This is a genomic window from Roseateles sp. P1_C6, from assembly GCF_056406315.1.
On record NZ_JBFUAK010000006.1, the window covers coordinates 394,384 to 410,660 of the forward strand.

The 16,277-nt window shown below is 70.2% G+C and carries 16 protein-coding genes; 7 read left to right on the plus strand and 9 right to left on the minus strand.

All coding sequences use genetic code 11. The features are described from left to right. Positions 1-88 precede the first annotated feature (88 nt). Positions 89-1,186 carry a patatin-like phospholipase family protein gene (locus AC1D29_RS15905; RefSeq protein ID WP_477899045.1) on the minus strand — a complete coding sequence of 366 codons (1,098 nt, stop codon included), beginning with the start codon at positions 1,184-1,186 and terminating at the stop codon, positions 89-91. 80 nt (positions 1,187-1,266) lie between these two features. Further along, complete coding sequence (locus AC1D29_RS15910) at positions 1,267-2,199, minus strand: NAD(P)-dependent oxidoreductase (RefSeq protein ID WP_477899047.1); 933 nt, start codon at positions 2,197-2,199, stop codon at positions 1,267-1,269. 180 nt (positions 2,200-2,379) lie between these two features. On the opposite strand from AC1D29_RS15910, the gene AC1D29_RS15915 reads away from it, so the two are divergent. After that, on the plus strand, positions 2,380-4,428 hold the full coding sequence (locus AC1D29_RS15915) for a M13 family metallopeptidase (RefSeq protein WP_477899049.1): 2,049 nt from the start codon (positions 2,380-2,382) through the stop codon (positions 4,426-4,428). Positions 4,429-4,513: 85 nt separating this feature from the next. Beyond that, the gene (locus AC1D29_RS15920; RefSeq protein WP_477899051.1) at positions 4,514-4,762 is read left to right on the plus strand and encodes a hypothetical protein; all 249 of its coding nucleotides are present in this window, start codon (positions 4,514-4,516) and stop codon (positions 4,760-4,762) included. 59 nt (positions 4,763-4,821) lie between these two features. Here AC1D29_RS15920 and AC1D29_RS15925 read toward each other — a convergent pair whose 3' ends face one another. Next, the gene (locus tag AC1D29_RS15925; RefSeq protein ID WP_477899053.1) at positions 4,822-5,430 is read right to left on the minus strand and encodes a DUF4337 domain-containing protein; all 609 of its coding nucleotides are present in this window, start codon (positions 5,428-5,430) and stop codon (positions 4,822-4,824) included. Positions 5,431-5,520: 90 nt separating this feature from the next. Here AC1D29_RS15925 and AC1D29_RS15930 point away from each other — a divergent pair, with 90 nt between their 5' ends. Further along, positions 5,521-6,543, plus strand: a complete 1,023-nt coding sequence (locus tag AC1D29_RS15930) for an alpha/beta hydrolase (protein ID WP_477899055.1) — start codon at positions 5,521-5,523, stop codon at positions 6,541-6,543. Here AC1D29_RS15930 and AC1D29_RS15935 read toward each other — a convergent pair. Beyond that, positions 6,540-7,703: a GGDEF domain-containing protein gene (locus AC1D29_RS15935; protein ID WP_477899057.1), complete on the minus strand. Its 1,164-nt coding sequence runs from the start codon at positions 7,701-7,703 to the stop codon at positions 6,540-6,542. The two genes, AC1D29_RS15930 and AC1D29_RS15935, sit on opposite strands and share 4 nt — an antisense overlap. After that, the gene (locus tag AC1D29_RS15940) at positions 7,700-8,893 is read right to left on the minus strand and encodes a GGDEF domain-containing protein (RefSeq protein ID WP_477899059.1); all 1,194 of its coding nucleotides are present in this window, start codon (positions 8,891-8,893) and stop codon (positions 7,700-7,702) included. The genes AC1D29_RS15935 and AC1D29_RS15940 overlap by 4 nt, the downstream gene beginning before the upstream one ends. A 51-nt stretch (positions 8,894-8,944) precedes the next feature. Here AC1D29_RS15940 and AC1D29_RS15945 point away from each other — a divergent pair, with 51 nt between their 5' ends. Beyond that, a complete protein-coding gene (locus AC1D29_RS15945) occupies positions 8,945-9,691 on the plus strand; it encodes an SDR family oxidoreductase (RefSeq protein ID WP_477899061.1) in 747 nt (248 codons plus the stop codon). On the opposite strand, the gene AC1D29_RS15950 is transcribed toward AC1D29_RS15945, so the two are convergent. Next, complete coding sequence (locus AC1D29_RS15950) at positions 9,688-10,596, minus strand: septal ring lytic transglycosylase RlpA family protein (protein WP_477899063.1); 909 nt, start codon at positions 10,594-10,596, stop codon at positions 9,688-9,690. The genes AC1D29_RS15945 and AC1D29_RS15950 overlap by 4 nt on opposite strands. On the opposite strand from AC1D29_RS15950, the gene AC1D29_RS15955 reads away from it, so the two are divergent. Both AC1D29_RS15955 and nadC read left to right on the plus strand, forming a co-directional pair. Beyond that, complete coding sequence (locus AC1D29_RS15955) at positions 10,595-11,293, plus strand: fumarylacetoacetate hydrolase family protein (RefSeq protein WP_477899065.1); 699 nt, start codon at positions 10,595-10,597, stop codon at positions 11,291-11,293. The two genes, AC1D29_RS15950 and AC1D29_RS15955, sit on opposite strands and share 2 nt — an antisense overlap. Continuing rightward, positions 11,290-12,156 (plus strand): carboxylating nicotinate-nucleotide diphosphorylase, encoded by an 867-nt coding sequence (nadC, locus tag AC1D29_RS15960; RefSeq protein WP_477899067.1) that lies wholly within the window; start codon positions 11,290-11,292, stop codon positions 12,154-12,156. Before AC1D29_RS15955 ends, nadC begins: the two co-directional genes overlap by 4 nt. A 24-nt stretch (positions 12,157-12,180) precedes the next feature. Here the strand turns inward: nadC and AC1D29_RS15965 are convergent, their stop codons facing one another. The 3 genes from AC1D29_RS15965 to AC1D29_RS15975 all read right to left on the minus strand — a co-directional run bounded on the left by AC1D29_RS15965 (position 12,181) and on the right by AC1D29_RS15975 (position 15,260). Beyond that, positions 12,181-13,284: a PEP-CTERM sorting domain-containing protein gene (locus AC1D29_RS15965; RefSeq protein WP_477899069.1), complete on the minus strand. Its 1,104-nt coding sequence runs from the start codon at positions 13,282-13,284 to the stop codon at positions 12,181-12,183. A gap of 210 nt (positions 13,285-13,494) precedes the next feature. Next, the gene (locus AC1D29_RS15970; RefSeq protein WP_477899071.1) at positions 13,495-14,238 is read right to left on the minus strand and encodes a proteasome-type protease; all 744 of its coding nucleotides are present in this window, start codon (positions 14,236-14,238) and stop codon (positions 13,495-13,497) included. Beyond that, positions 14,235-15,260, minus strand: a complete 1,026-nt coding sequence (locus tag AC1D29_RS15975) for an NAD-dependent epimerase/dehydratase family protein (RefSeq protein ID WP_477899073.1) — start codon at positions 15,258-15,260, stop codon at positions 14,235-14,237. Before AC1D29_RS15975 ends, AC1D29_RS15970 begins: the two co-directional genes overlap by 4 nt. Positions 15,261-15,355: 95 nt before the next feature. Between AC1D29_RS15975 and AC1D29_RS15980 the strand changes: the two genes are divergently transcribed. Next, positions 15,356-16,246, plus strand: a complete 891-nt coding sequence (locus AC1D29_RS15980; RefSeq protein WP_477899075.1) for a LysR family transcriptional regulator — start codon at positions 15,356-15,358, stop codon at positions 16,244-16,246. Positions 16,247-16,277 lie beyond the last annotated feature (31 nt).

Below are 16,277 nucleotides of genomic sequence, written 5' to 3' on the forward strand. Positions count from 1 at the left end.
GGGTGTCTCCTTGTTGTCGTGCCGGGGTGTCGGCCCAGTATCTGGACACCGCCGCCACCCGCCAATCGCGGAATTAGGGAGAAAACCGTCAGCCGAAGCAGGCCTGCACATCCAGCGTCGAGCGCCGGCCCACGTCGGCGCCGTGGCTGTGCAGCCAGGCCGCGCCGCGCTCGCGGCCCTGGTCGCGCAGCCGGGTCAGGAACGGGCCGTAGGCCAGCAGCTTGGTGTCGGTGCGCTGCAGGCTGGGCAGGTCGCTGGCGTCGATCATGTGAAAGCGCAGCTGCTGCAGGCGCCGCTCCAGCCGGCCGCGCGTGATGAAGCTGGGCCGCGCGTAGCGGGCGGCCTGCGCGAAGGTGCGCATCTCGCGCATGAAGTGGGCGCTGAAGGCCAGCTCCGCGATGCGGGCCTCGATGTCATCCAGGCTGCGCGGCGTGCCCTCGCGCTGCAGCGGGCTGAGCAGCACCAGCAGCACGTCGCCGGCGTCGCAGTCGTAGAACAGCGGGAACACGGCCGGGTTGGCCGAGTAGCCACCGTCCCAGTAGGCCTCGCCGTCGATCTCCACCGCATGATGGAGCTTGGGCAGGCAGGCCGAGGCCAGCAGCACGTCCAGGCTCAGCTCATGCTCGCGGAAGATCCTCAGCTTGCCGTTGCTGGCCTGCGTGGTGCCGACGAAGAGCTTGAACGGGCTCTCGGTGCGCAGCCGCTCGAAGTCCAGGCGCTTGGCCAGCAGGTCGCGCAAGGGGTTCAGGTCGAAGGGGTTGAGCTGCGCGGGTGAGAAGTGCCCGGCCCATTGCGCCAGCAGCTTGCTGGCCGGGGACAGCGCGATGGCATCGCTCTCGCCCTGCGTGATCATGCCGGCCGGCAGCTGCGTGCCGACCTCGGTCCAGAACTCGGCCAGCGCCTCGCGCGCGCCTTCGCGGCCGCCCTTCAGCCAGCCATCGGCCAGCACCACCGCATTCATCGCGCCAGCGCTGCTGCCGCTCAGGCCCTCGAAGCTGATGCGCGGGTCTTGCAGCAGCGCGTCCAGCACGCCCCAGGTGAAGGCGCCGTGCGCGCCGCCGCCCTGCAACGCCAGGTTGAGCCGCGCAGGCGGGCGGCGCAGGTCGCGCCACCAGCGGGCGAGCACGCCGGGCTGGGCGGGGTCGCGTGCCTGTTCAGGAATGGGGGCGGCCGTACGGCTGGTCATCCGGGCTCCTTTGCAACAGGCAGGAGGCCTGACGCGCAGCCAGTATGGGTGGGCGCCGGAAACACCCCAAAGTTGACAAGCTAGATCGGCGTGCGCAGCGGCTCGCCGCGCTGCCAGGCGTCCACGTTGGCGATGAAGTTCACGACCGTCGCGCGGATGGCCTGCGGCGACCAGCCGGCAACGTGCGGCGTCAGGATGACGTTATCCAAGCCCAGCAGTGCCGCAGGCGGCTGCGGCTCGCTCTCATAGACGTCCAGCGCCGCACCGCCAATCTGGCCGGCGGCCAGCGCCGCGGCGAGGGCGGCCGTGTCCACGCAGCTGCCGCGCGCGATGTTGACGACATGGCCGCCGGCGCCCAGCGCCGCCAGCACCTCGGCGTTGACGATGTGCTTCGTGGCCGCGCCGCCGGGCGTGGCGACAACGAGGTCGTCGGCCCAGGTCGCCAGTGCCGTGGCGCTGTCGAAGTAGCGGGCCTCGCCGGCGTCCTCGCGCGGGCGGCGGTTGTGATAACCGATGGGCATGCCGAAGGCCGCCGCGCGCTGGGCGATCTTGCGGCCGATGGCGCCGAAGCCCAGCAGGCCCAGGCGCCGGCCGCTGAAGTGCGGGTACAGCGGCAGCGCGTCGCGCCAGACGCCCGCGCGCACGGCCGCACCCTGCTGCGGCAGCGCGCGGATGCTGGCCAGCAGCAGCGTCATCGCATGGTCGGCCACGCAGTCGTCGTTGGTGCCGGCGCCGTTGCACAGCAGCACGCCGCGCGCGCGGGCGCTGTCCAGGTCCAGGTTCTCGTAGCCGGCGCCTTGGGCGGCCAGCAGCTTCAGCTTGGGCAGCGCGGCGATCTCGTCGGCGCGAAAGCCGGTGGCGCCGTTGGTCAGCACCAGTTCGATCTCGTCGGCATGCTGCGCCAGCGCAGCCGCGCGCGAGGCGGGGTCGGTGGCCTCGACGACGCGAAAGCGTTGCAGCAGCAAGGCCTTGTGTTCATCGGCGATGGCGACGAGCAGCAGCAGGGTGGTCATGGGCGGGTGGTGCGAATCAGCATGCGCACATCATGGCCGAACCGCAGGCCAGCAAGGCGGCCTGGCTGTGGTTCGACAGTCAGCCAGCCGGGCGCGCGTTCGCCCCCGGGGCGGGGGATGGCGAATGGCCGGGGCGGGCCGAGCGCCCACAATCACTGCACTTCAATACCACCTGCCACCATGAAACGACTGCTGCTCCCCGCCCTGCTGGCGGCGACGCTTGGCGCGCATGCCGCCAACGAGACCCCACTGGACGCGCTGCCCTACACGCCCAGCCTGGACGTGACGGCCATGGACCGCAGCGTTGACCCCTGCGACGACCTGTACCGCTATGCCTGCGGCGCGTGGAGCAAGACCAACCCCATCCCGGCCGACCAGTCGCGCTGGTCCGTCTACGCCAAGATGGCCAACGAGAACCAGCGCTACCTGTGGGGCGTGCTGAACAAGTTGGGCGAGGCGGGCACGGAGCGCAGCGCCGCACAGGCCAAGCTGGGTGACTACTTCGGCGCCTGCATGGACGAAACGGCCGTGCAGGCGGCGGGCCTCACGCCCTTGCAGCCGCTGCTGGACCGCATCGCCGAGCTGAAAGACAAGCGCGCGCTGCCGGCGCTGCTGGCCGAACTGCAGCTGGCGGCTGGCAATGACCGGCTGTTCTTCGGCTTCAGCTCGGGCCAGGACTTCGCCGACGCGACGCGCCAGATCGCCTTCGCCTCGGCCGGCGGCCTGGGCCTGCCGGACCGCGACTACTACCTCAAGCGCGACGACAAGACGCTGAAAATCCGCACCGCCTACGAGGCGCATGTGGCGCGCATGTTCGAGCTGCTGGGCGACGAGCCGGCGGCGGCCAAGGCGGCCGCGCGCAGCGTGCTGGCGATCGAAGGCGTGCTGGCCAAGGCGTCGCTGTCCAAGGTCGACAAGCGCGACCCCTACAAGACCTTCCACGTCGTCGACGCGCGCGGGCTGAAGGCGTTGATGCCCGGGTTCGACTGGGCGATCTATCAGGCTGCGCTGGGCACCGCGCCCTGGCATGCGCGCTACAACGTCACCGAGCCGGCCTTCTTCAAGGCACTCGGCGCGCGCCTGAAGACCATGAGCCTGGCGGACCTGAAGACCTATCTGCGCTGGCAGCTGGCCAGCAGCCTCAGCCCGGCGCTGGACAACGGCTTCGTGCAGGCCAACTTCGACTTCTACGGCCAGACGCTGACCGGCACGCCCCAGCTCAAGCCGCGCTGGAAGCGCTGCGTGCAGCTCGTGGACCTGCAGCTGGGCGAGGCCCTGGGCCAGGAGTTCGTCGCGCGCAATTTCACGCCCGACCTGAAGGCGTCGACGGTGCAGATGACCGACGAGATCGAGGCCGCGATGGCGCGCTCCATTGACAGCCTGACGTGGATGAGTGCCGAGACCAAGGCGCGTGCCCATGCCAAGCTGAAGTCCATCGTCAACAAGGTGGGCTACCCGGAACGCTGGCGCGACTACGCGGCGCTGGCCGTGCAGCGCGGCGACTTCCTCGGCAACGTCGTGCGCGGCAATGCCTTCGAGGCCAAGCGTCGCCTGGCCAAGATCGGCCAGCCACTGGACCGCGGCGAGTGGGGCATGACGCCGCAGACGGTCAATGCGTACTACGACGCACAGATGAACGACATCAACTTCCCCGCCGGCGTGCTGCAGGCGCCGCTGTACGACGCGCGCCTGGACGAGGCGCCCAACTACGGCAACACCGGCGGCACCATCGGCCACGAGCTCACGCATGGCTTCGACGACGAAGGCCGCCAGTTCGACGCCCAGGGCAACCTGAAGAACTGGTGGACGAAGAAGGACGGCCGCGAGTTCGAGAAGCGCGCGGCCTGCGTGTCCGACCAGTACGCGACCTACACCGTCGTCGACGACATCAAGATCAATTCCAAGCTGACGCTGGGCGAAGACCTGGCCGACCTCGGCGGCCTGGTGCTCGCCTGGGAGGCCTGGAAGGCCCACATGACCGGCAAGACGCTGGAGAACCGCGACGGCATGACGCCGGAGCAGCGCTTCTTCGTCGGCTTCGCGCAGTGGGACTGCGCCGACGGCCGCCCCGAGGCGCTGCGCGTGCAGGCCAAGATCGACCCGCACTCGCCGCCGCGGTGGCGCATCAACGGCGTGGTCGTCAACATGCCGGAGTTCGAGAAGGCCTTTGCCTGCAAGCCCGGCGCCAAGCTGGTCAAGCCGGCCGGCCAGCACTGCAAGGTGTGGTGAGCGCTGCTGGCCGCCGGACCTCACAGCACTTGTCGATGTGAGGTCCGTGGGAGACGATGCCGCCTTCAACCCACGGAGAGATCACGTGCACAACAACACGCTCCAACCCGCGTTCCTGAACTCGCTCATGACGGCCGGAGCGAACCTCGAGCTCCCGTACAACGATCTGGCGCCACACGCCAACGACAGGATGAGCGCGGCGCTGGAGCTTGCGAAGCACGCCAAGGCAACGCAACGGACCGTCAAGTTCCTGGCCATCAGTGCCAGCACGTCGGGGATCAAGCACCTGGCCGAGGAAGGTGGCGGCCACGTCACCTTCTCTCTCGTGTACTGATCCGAATTGGACCCGCGCCAGGCGGGGGAGGCGTTTCGATGCCGACGACGGCGTTGGCGCTAGGACAGCAGCCTCACCAGCGCCGCAGGATGGATGGGCAGCGCGGCCAGGCCCGCGACGCCCATCAGCACGCCGAAGAAGGTTGGCACCAGCGACACGTAGAACAGCGGCCACAGCTTGGTCAGCGCCGTCACGGCCAGCAGCGCGATGGCGATGGCCAGCAGCGCGTCTGACAGGTCGAACTGGTCGTCGCGGTAGTTCAGCGAGTCGTAGGTGGCCTGATCAGCCTCGGCCTGGGTCTTGAGTTCGTCGCGCTTCCTGGCCTGGTCGGCTGCCTTGGTGCGGTAGCCCGCGATCGCCTGGTCATAGGCCTGGCCTTGCGCGGCCGGCGCGCCGGCCTTGGCCAGTTCCAGCTGCGTGGCGGTGGCCTCGGCCACATCCACGCGCAGGTTGCGCGACTGGTAGTAGGCCCAGTGGTCCAGCTTGTCGGCCTGGGCCTGCTGCATGGCCTGCACGATGTTGTCGTCCTTCACCTTGCAGATGCCCATGAACGTGGCCAGCACGGCCACTGTCACGGCGACGGCGGCGTTCAGCCGCATCGCGCTGGTCTCGCGGGCCTGCGTGGCGGTGGCGGCTTGGTCAATGAGGTCTTTGGGGTCGAGGTCCATGGCGGCTGCGTGGGAGGAGGGCCAAAGTTTGGCCCAGTGCGGGCCGCGTTGTGGCAATCTCGCGGCCTCGCCGCCGCTACTGCAAGCCGAATGAAAGCCACGCTGCTGTCCTGCCTGAGCGCATTGCTTTTTGCCGCGTCGACCTGGGCCGATCCGGTCACGTTCTCGCTCGCCGCACCCACGGCCCGCCAGGTGTTCCTGGCCGGCGAGATGACCGGCTGGGATGCCGGCAAGAAAGCCATGGCGCGCGGTGCAGACGGCGTCTGGCGGCTGCGCCTGGACCTGGCACCCGGCCAGTGGCTGTACAAGTTCGTCGTAGACGGCCGCTGGGTGCACGACCCGGCCACGCCCGACCATGACGCCGACGGGCACGGCGGGCAGCACTCCTTCGTCTTCGTCGGCGCAGGCGCGTGGACGCCGCCGGCCACAGGCCGCGGAGTGGTCCAGACGCATCAAGTGCCCTCGGCGGCCTTCGGTCGGGCGCTGAAGGTCAACGTCTACCTGCCGCCCGGCTTCCAGCACGGCCAGGCGCTGCCGGTGCTGACGCTGCTGCACGGCGGCGGCATGGATGCGGACCAGTGGTGGCGCACCGGTCATGTCGAGCGTTATGCCGACCGCCTCATCGCCAGCGGCCGCGTGAAGCCCTTCGTCATCGTCATGCCCAGCAGCGGTGGCCGCTCCTACGACGGCCCGGCCGAGCGCTTCATCGTCGACGAACTGCCGGCTTGGCTGCAGGCCCATCACGGCCTGGTGCCGACGCGCGCGCAATCGGCCATCGCCGGCATGTCCATGGGTGGCTATGGCTCGGTCAAGCTGCCGCTGGCGGCGCCGCAGCGCTGGGGCTATGCCCATGGCTTGAGCGGCTGGTACCCGGATGAACTCATCGCCGACGTGAAGCGCGCTGGGCCGCTGCCGGTCGAGCTGGTGCTGCGCTGCGGCACCGAAGACGAGCTGCTGCCGACCAACCGAGCGTTGCTGGCGGCAGTGCGGGCCCAGGGGCTGACCCCCGGCTACCGCGAAGACGCGGGCGGCCATACCTTCCACTACTGGAGCCAGGTCACCGAGGAGATGCTGACCGGCGTGGACGCCTACTTCCGCCGCGCCACACCCTAGGCCTGGACCACGTTGCGGCCCTGGTTCTTGGCGCGGTACATGGCCGCGTCGGCGCGGGCCAGCACCGCGTCCGCGCTCGCGTCATCGCGCTCGGCCTCGGCAATGCCGAAGCTGGCGCTCAGCGGCCAGTCCTGCTCCAGCCAGCGCAGCGGCGCCATGTCCACCAGCGCGCGCATGCGCTCGGCCACCAGCGCCGCGCCGGCGATGTCGGTGTCGGGCAGCAGCACGCAGAACTCCTCGCCGCCCAGGCGGCCGAAGCGGTCCACCTCACGCAGGCAGGGCTGCAGCTCGCGCACCATCTGGCGCAGCGCCGCGTCGCCGGCCGCGTGGCCCAGCGTGTCGTTGAGCTGCTTGAAGCGGTCCATGTCGATCATGACGAGCGCATAGGCGCGGCCGCGCTTGAGCCAGGCATGGGTATGCTCCAGCGCCTGATCGAAGGCGCGGCGGTTCAGCGTGTCGGTCAGCGGGTCGCGTTCCAGCAGGCGCTCGATGCGCAGGATCATCCGCGTCAGCACGAGCAAGGCCAGCGTCGCGTTCTGCAGCAGCGTCAGCACCAGCGCTGTCCACAGGAAGGCGACGTTGAACTCGGTCGGCAGGCGCATGTCGGGCGTGCTGTCCGGGTGCATGAAGCTTTCCATGCCGCGCGCCGCCATCAGCAGTCCGATCAGGAACAGCGGCAGCGCCAGCGGTGCCGGCGTGCGGCGGCCGTTGGCGCCCCCGCCGCTGAGGCTGCGCCAGGCCGTGATGCCGGCCGCCAGCGTCAGCGCGGCCCCGGCGCCGTTGACGATGCGGGCCTGCCAGCGCAGGTCGCCGTCGTCGGGCAGCGCCAGCAGCAGCAACGCGGTCGCGACGACGACGGCAGCGCCGGGCTTCCAGGTGAGCTGGCGTGTCGTGATGGCCGGCACCGCCACGCCCAGCAGCGCGAAGGAGGCGACGGCCAGCACGTCGCCGGGCCAGTACGTCAGGCTGTCGGGCAGCACGCCGCGCAGCGCATGCAGCGTCAGCGACAGCGCGGCGGTGGCGTTGGCGCAGGCCATGGCCAGCGAGGCGCGCGGCGCGATGCGCGCGAGCAGCGCGAGCGCCAGCCAGACCAGCGTGGCCACGCCGGCCACCAGGATGATGGCGGCCAGCAGCGTCTGCGTCTGCGCGGTGGTGATCATGGGCTCGCCGCCGCGGCCAGGTGCGTTGACACGCAGACACGGTTGCGGCCCTCGGCCTTGGCGCGGTAGAGCTCGGCATCGGCGCGCGCCAGGCCCACCTCGCCCTGCGCATCGGCGGCCACGGGCAGGGCCACGCCGAAGCTGGCCGACAGGTGCAGCTCGACGTCCTTCCAGCGCAGCGGCTGGGCCGCCAGGCTGCTGCGCAGGCGCTCGGCGACGGCGGCTGCCGGCGCGGGGTCATCGGCCGCGCCCAGCGGCAGCAGCGCGCAGAACTCCTCGCCGCCGATGCGGCCCAGGCGGTCGACCTCGCGCAGCCCCGCCTGCCAGATGCGCACGCAGTGCTGCAGCGCCGCGTCGCCCGCCGGATGGCCATGCTCGTCGTTGATGCGCTTGAAGTGGTCGATGTCGATCATGGCCAGCGCAAAACCATGGCCCCGCTGCAGCTGGGCCTGCGCGTCGGCCAGCGCCTGTTCGAAGGCGCGGCGGTTCAGCGCGCCGGTCAGCGGGTCGCGGAAGGTCAGGTGCTGGATGCGCGTGATCAGGCGCCAGATCATCAGCGCGATCAGGCTCAGCGTGATGCTGGCCGTGACGACGAACCACAGCACCGCGCGCGCCGGCGACGGCAGCTCGCCGCGCAGGATGTGATCGTCCCAGCCTGGCACCAGCAACAGCTCGGCCGCGTGCGCCGCCCCCAGCACAGTCATCAACACGAAGGGCAGCGTCGTGCAGGCGGTGATCAGTGGCGAAAGCTTGTCGCCGATGCCGCGCTGCACCTCGCGCACGGCCAGCGCGGCCAACACCGTGACGGCGAGGGTGCTGGCGAGTTGCGGCGCCAGGCTGGAGCCGCTGGCCAGCCCGGCCGTGATGGTGGCCGCGCCCAGGCCGCTGACCCAGGCGATGTGGCGCAGGCGCAGGCGGCTGCGCAGCATGCGCCGCAGCGCCAGCAGCAGCAGCACCGCGCAAGCCAGCAGGCCGAACTCCGGCAGCGCCTGGCGCAGCAGCAGCGGCCAGCCGGCCAGGCAGTCGCCGCAGCCCTGGGACAGGATGCGCACGACGTGGCCCGCCGCCATCAACCGACCCGCACGCGGCGCGATGCGGAAGGCCTCGGCCAGCGTCAGCCACGCCAGAGCCGCCATCAAGTTGAAGAGGGCGCTGACCTTCAGGATCGTCGGGACGTCGAGGAATTCCATGCAGCTTGGGGTGCAGCCGCGCATCTTCCCCGACAACGCCACAATGCCGCCATGACGGCTTGGGTCTTGATCACCGGGGGCTCGCGTGGCATCGGGGCCGCCACGGCGCTGCGTTGCGCCAGGGCCGGCTGGGATGTGGCCATCAATTTCGCGCAGGATAGCGCCGCCGCCGAGGTGCTGGCGGGCAGTTTGCACGGACTCGGCCGGCGCACGCTGCTGCTGCAGGCCGACGTGGCGGACGAGGCGCAGGTCGAGGCGATGTTCGAGCGGCTGGATGCCGCCGGCGGGCGGCTCGCGGGTCTGGTCAACAACGCCGGCATCGTGGCGCCTGCCGCGCGGCTGCAGGACATGGGCATGGCGCGCTGGCAGCGCCTCTTCGCCGTCAATGTGATGGGCACGCTGCTGTGCTGCCAGCAGGCCGCGCGGCGCATGAGCACCCGGCATGGCGGCGCGGGCGGCGCCATCGTCAACCTCAGCTCGCGCGCGGCCGAGTTCGGCTCGGCCGGCATCTACGTCGACTACGCGGCCACCAAGGGCGCCATCGACACGCTGACCAAGGGCCTGGCACGCGAGTTGATCAGCGAGGGCATACGCGTCAACGCGGTACGGCCGGGCATCATCGAGACCGACATCCACGCCAGCAGCGGCATGCTGGAGCGGGCGCAGGGTCAGGTGAAGGACATCCCCATCCAGCGCATGGGTCGCGCCGACGAGGTGGCCGAGGCCGTCGCCTGGCTGCTGTCGGACGCAGCCAGCTACACGGTGGGCGCGCTGCTGGACGTGGGCGGCGGCCGCTAGCGCTTCTCGATCAGACTGGTGTCCAGCCCGTGCGCCGTGCGCAGCTTGTCGGCCTGCAGGCGCGCTTCGTCGGCGCTGGGGAACGGGCCGGCGCGCAGCCGGTGCAGACCGCCTTCGCGCACGATGGTCAGCAGCGGCAGCAGGCCCAGGTCGGCCTCGGCGACGCGCTGGCGCAGGCCTTCGGCGCCGTCCAGCTTGGCGAAGGCGCCGAACTGCAGCCAGTAGTTCATGCCGGTGGCGACGACGGCCGTGGTCTCGCGCTGCGGCGCGCCGGGCGGTGTCTCGGGCACGAAGACGGGCGGCGGGTCGTCGGCCGGCTTGCTCCACAGGCCGGCGCGGATCTCGGCGTAGGTGATGCGCCGCACCTCCACCGGCGCGACGCCGCGCAGCACGTCCAGCTTCAGCGCGGCCGTGTAGCTCAGGTCGACGATGCGGCCCTTGTGGAAGGGCCCGCGGTCGTTGATGCGCACGATGACCTCGCGGCCGTTGGCCGGGTTGCGCACGCGGGCATAGCTGGGGATGGGCAGCGTCGGGTGCGCGGCCGTCATCGCGTACATGTTGTAGACCTCGCCGCTGGCCGTCGGGCGGCCGTGGAACTTGCGGCCGTACCAGGACGCCAGGCCGCGGTCGACGTAGGGCGCGTCGCCGGTGATGGGTTCGTAGCGCTCGCCCAGCACCTCATAGGGTTTGTTGGGGCCGCCGCTGCGGATGGACTCGACGCGGGGCAGCGCGTCGGGCACCTTGGCCAGGTCGGCCGGCGGGTTGGGCAGCGGGCCGTCGCGGTCGATGCCGACGCCGGGCAGCGAGGGGCGCGTCGCGCAGCCGGTCATCAGCGCCAGCACGACCAGCGCCAGGGCCAGCCCAGTATGCTGCGCACTGTCCTTCCAATGTCGAAGCCATGCCATGAGCAATTTCGTCTTTCCTCCGGCCGAGATTCCCAGCGCCACCGTGCGCGGCACGGACGCCCGATATGCGGTGAGCCGCATCTTCTGCGTCGGCCGCAACTATGCCGATCATGCCCGTGAGATGGGCGCCGACCCGACGCGCGAGCCGCCGTTCTACTTCACCAAGCCGGCCAGCGCGCTGACGCCCTCGGGCTCGACGGTGCCCTACCCGACCGAGACGAAGAACTATCACTACGAGATGGAGCTGGTGCTGGCCATCGGCGCGCCGGTGTTCAAGGTCACGCCCGAGGCGGCCATCGCCGCGATCTGGGGCTATGCCGCGGGCCTGGATATGACGCGCCGCGACCTGCAGGCCGTGGCCAAGGCCGGCGGCAAGCCCTGGGACACGGCCAAGGGGTTCGACCAGTCGGCCATCCTCGGCGAGATCGTGCGCAAGAGCGAACTCGGCGCGCTCGACAAGGGCGCCATCACGCTGGCGGTCAACGGCGTCGAGAAGCAGCGTGGTGACCTGGCCGACATGATCTGGAGCCAGGCCGAGATCGTCTCCAACCTCTCGCACCTGTATCACCTGCACCCTGGCGACCTGATCTACACCGGCACGCCGGCCGGCGTGGGTGCCGTGGTGCCGGGTGACGTGCTGGTGGGCCGCATCGAAGGCCTGGGCGAGATCCAGCTGACCGTGGGGCCGGCGGAGTGAAGTTCACCGAAGAGACCTTGGCCGAGGCGCGCGCGCGCAACATCCGCGAAGCGCTGGCCGAAGACATCGGCCGCTGCGACTGGACGGCCCAATTGGTGCCCGCGGGCCGGCGCGTCAGCGCTTTGGTGCGCGTGCGCGAGGCGGCCGTGCTGTGCGGGCGCGACTGGTTCGACGGCGTGTTCGCCGCGCTGGATGCCAGCAGCCACATCGAATGGCTGTACGAGGAGGGCGCCGCGATGACGGCGGACACGCTGGCCTGCCGGATCGAGGCCGACGGCCGCGCGCTGCTCAGCGCCGAGCGGCCGGCGCTGAACTTCCTGCAGCTGCTGTCGGGCACGGCGACGATCACGCGCGCCCATGTCGACGCGGTGGCCGGCGCCAGCCCGAACGCGAAGGGCTGCGCCATCCTGGACACGCGCAAGACCGTCCCCGGCCTGCGCCTGGCACAGAAGTACGCGGTGCGCGTGGGCGGTGGGCAGAACCAGCGGCTGGCGCTGTACGCGGGCATCCTGATCAAGGAGAACCACATCGCGGCGGCCGGCGGCGTCGCACCCGCACTGCGCGCCGCGCAGGCGCTCGATGCGGGCGTGGACATCCAGATCGAGGTCGAGACCGTCACGCAACTGCACGAGGCGCTGGACGCCGGCGCCGTCAGCGTGCTGCTGGACAATTTCAGCGAAGCGCAGATGCGCGAGGCGGTGGCGGTGAACGGCGGCCGCGCGCTGCTGGAGGTGTCGGGCGGCGTGGCGCTGGATCAACTGCGCTGGATCGCCGCGACCGGCGTGGACCGCATCTCCATCGGCCGCCTGACCAAGGACGTCAGGGCCGTGGACTATTCGATGCGGGTGCTCGGGCCGGTCTGAAGCGCAGGAAAGGCGAGTCGCGCCTCAGTGCGCCGCGCGGCGGCGGCGCCACAGCCCCAGCAGTGCCAGGCCCGTGAGACCCAGCGTGCCAGGTTCGGGCAGGCGGCCCGGCTCGGCGGCAGCGGCCAGCAGGAAGATGTCGCCAAAGCCGCCGGTGTCGCAGGGGCCGATGGAGCCGCCATCCGCCAGCGCCGGGCCGGCGCCACGCACGCCGTTGTTGAAGCAGCCCATCCAGATCTGCACGGACATCGTGTCATAGCCCTGAGCCTGCAGGTCCAGCGCGTCCAGCGACGGCAGGTAGTTGATGAACTCCACCTCGTTGGAGGCCCGGTTCGTCTTGACCGGACTGCCACCGCTGGGGCAGGTGGTGCCGTCGGGTGACGGGTAGGACACGGTGGCGTTGACGACGCAGATCGTCCCCACCGTCAGCGCGAAGTCGTCGGCGCCGGGTGTCGTGATGGCGCTGCCGTCGAAGGTCTTGTCCGAGACGTACAGCGACGGGTCCTTGAAGAGATCACCGAGGTCCAGCGCCTGGGTCTCGAAGTACTTGTTGCTGAGCACGCCTTCCTTGTCGCGGATGGTGACCAGCGCCCAGATCGGCAGGCTGGCGATGTCGCCCTGCGGATTGTTGAAGTCGAAGGCGATGGCCATCTTGTGGTACGCGCCGTCGAAGGTCAGCTTCTGGTTCAGCGCGGCCAGGCCGATGTCCCAGCTGAAGGGCGTGTCGCCCGACAGCGCGCCGTTGTTGGCGGGGTCGTTGGCGTCGCCAGTGAAGAAGTACTTCTTGTTGCCGCCGTTGTTGGTCGAAAAGCCGTCCTCGGACGGGTTGACCTGGTCGCCGTTGTTCAGGATGTTGCCGTTGTTGGCCGTGACGACGATGGTGTCGATCAACTTGCCCTGCGCCGCGGCGAAGGAGTACGGCCCGGTGAAGCCTGGGTAGTTGTTGGTCGCCAGATAGTCCAGCACCGTCGTCGAGCACGACACGAAGTTGCCGTTGGTCGCGCAGGCTGAGTTGGGCGAGGGGTAGGTCGGGGAGTAGACGGGCAGTGGCGCCGCGAGGGCCGAACCGGCCGACAAGGACAAGGCGAGAAGCCAGAGTGCGTGCGCCCCCGAGAGATTCTTCTTCATATGCCACCTCCGCGCATAGTTGGTCTGCTGCAGTCAGAAATGAGCATTTATCGGGCCAGCCCCCCTAAGTTGTTGATTTCCATGCAGTTGACTCCAAAGCCCGCCAACGCACTGTCAAAACCGTCGACACAGGCGAATGAGTGGAAAGCGTTGTCATCCTTCGCGCCGCGAGATGACTCGCGTTGACGACCCGCGCGCCGCGGGAGGCCGTCAGGCGTCGAACCAGGGCTCGTTGGGGAGCTCGTCGAAGACCTTGCGCAGGCCTGCGCTCCAGCCGGTGCGCAGTGCCAGGAAATACGGGTCGTCGCGGCCGATGCGGTGCGGCGGCTTCATCGCCATGTCGAACTGGTTGGCGCGCAGCATCAGCATGTCGATGGGCAGGCCCACCGACAGGTTGGACTGGATGGTCGAGTCGAAGCTGACCAGCGTGCACTTGGCCGCTTCGTCCAACGCCGTCGTGTCGTAGCGGATGACGCGGTCGATGATGGGCTTGCCGTATTTGCTCTCGCCGATCTGGAAATAGGGCGTGTCTTCGGTCGCCTCGATGAAGTTGCCCTGCGGGTAGATGTGGAAGAGCCGTGGGCCTTCGCCCTTGATCTGGCCGCCGATCAGGAAGTTGGCACCGAAGTCCACCCCCTGGCTGTGCGAGCCGCCGTCGCTGTCGCGGTCGACGACCTCCTTCAGCGTGCGGCCCAGCAGCACCGCCGCGTCGTAGAGGCTGGCCACGTTGAGGAGGTGCTCGCCTTCGCCATTCAGCCGCGCGTTCAGCATGGAGATGACGGACTGCGTGGTCGCCAGGTTGCCCGCGTTCAGGATGACGATCTCGCGCTGATGCGGGATCTGGAACTGGTGCATCTTGCGAAAGCTCGCGATGTGGTCGACGCCCGCGTTGGTGCGGGTGTCGGAGGCGAACAGCAGGCCTGAACGCAGGCGCATCGCGACGCAGTAGGTCATGGGGAGGTGGTGGCAGACAAGCTGACCCGATTATCACGATCGGGCCCCGTTTGGGGCAGGCAGCCCAGGCCGCGCAGCGAGGCCTCGACGGCGTCGTCCAGCGACGTGTGAGGCTCCCGGCCCAGCGCCGCGACGAGGCGGGCATTGTCCATGCGCACCGGCCGCTGCCACAGGTAGCGCATCTCGCGCATCTCTTTGAAGGTCGTGACAAAGGGCGACGCGAGGGTCAGCAGCCACCAGGGGAAGGCGCTGACGCGCGGCGGCTTGCCGGTGTGGCGGGCGACGACGCGCTGGATGGCCTCGGCCATGCGGCGGCCATCGCCGTCCCAGTGGCCGGCCATGTGCAAGCTGGCAAACGCGGGCAGCGTGTCGCGCCGCGCCAGCAGCTCGACCATCGTGCGCGCGACGTCGGGCAGATAAGCCCACTGATGGCCGATGCCGGGCGCGGCCGGGTTGCTGATGGCCGTCACCGGCTTGCCCGGCCGCACCAGACCTTGCGAGAACCAGCTGTTGCCGGGTCGCGGCCCGAAGAAGTCGCCGGCACGCACGATGATGACGCGCAGGCCTTGCTGGCTGGCGGCCCGCAGTCGTGCCTCCATCTCGACGCGGATCGCGCCCTTGCGCGTGACGGGGCGCTGCGGCGAGTCCTCGTGCAACAGCGGGAAGGCGTCGGGGCCGAAGTTGTAGACCGTGCCCGGCAGCAGCAGCGTGGCACCGTGGGCCTGCGCCGCGGCCATGCTGTTCTGCAGCATGGGCAGCACCAGGCGGTCCCAGTCGCGGTAGCCGGGCGGGTTGACGGCGTGCACGAGCGCGCCGCAGTCGCGTGCAGCGGCGTGCACGTCGGCGGCGTTCAGTGCATCACCGCGCAGCCAATGGATGCCATCGCGCTGCTCCTGGGCCGTGGCCAGGCCGCGCTGCAGCGCCACCACCCGCCAGCCGGCGTCGCGCAGCTGCCGTGCCACCTCGCCGCCAATGCCGCCGCTCGCGCCGAGCACCAGAACCGTCTTGTCTTTGCCTGCCATCGCTGCTCTCCAGCCGTTTGTCGATGAGCGGATTCTGGAAACCGGCAGCCCATTTGGGAATTGCTGATCTTGAGCTTGCGGCTATACATTTATGCATGGCTTCGACCTTGCCCTGGGACTTGCTGCACACCTTCCTGGGCGTGCTGCGCGAGGGCTCGCTGTCCGGCGCTGCGCGCGGGCTGGGGCTGACCCAGCCGACGGTGGGCCGCCACATCGCCGCGCTGGAGCAGGCGCTGGGCCAGCCGCTGTTCACCCGCTCGCCCACGGGGCTGCTGGCGACCGAGGCGGCGCTGGCGCTGCGTGGCCACGCCGAGCAGATGGAGACCGCCGCCGCGGCACTGCAACGCGCGGCGACGGCGCGCGGCGACGAGGTCCGTGGCACCGTGCGCGTGACGGCCAGCGAGGTCATCGGCGTGGAGGTGCTGGCGGGCGTGTTCGCCGCGCTGCGCGGGCAGCACCCCGGCCTGGTGCTCGAGTTGGCGCTGAGCAACCAGCTGCAAGACCTGCTGCGCCGCGAGGCCGACATCGCCGTGCGCATGACGCCGCCCGAGCAGGCGCAGCTGATCGCCCGGCGCGTCGGCAGCGTGGAGCTGGGCCTGCATGCGCGGCCGGACTATCTGGACCGCCATGGCCGCCCGGCCACGCTGGCGCAGCTGAGCGGCCACACGCTGATCGGCTTCGACACCATCACGCCCTTCATCCGTGCCGGGTCCCTGCGCATGGGTGGCATGGGCCGCGAGAGCTTTGCGCTGCGCTGCGACTCCGACCTCGCCCAGCTTGCGCTGCTGCGTGCCGGCGCCGGCATCGGCGTCTGCCAGGTCGCGCTGGCAAAGCGCGAGCCAGTGCTGGAGCGTGTGTTGGCGGGCGCCTTCGCCTGGCCGCTGGAGACCTGGGTGGCCATGCATGAGGACCTGCGCCAGAACCGGGCCTGCCGCGTCGTCTTCGACGCACTGGTAGCCGAGCTGTCGCGCCACGTGACGGCGTGACGATCGGGCGCCCGACGGCGCCTTCCGACAG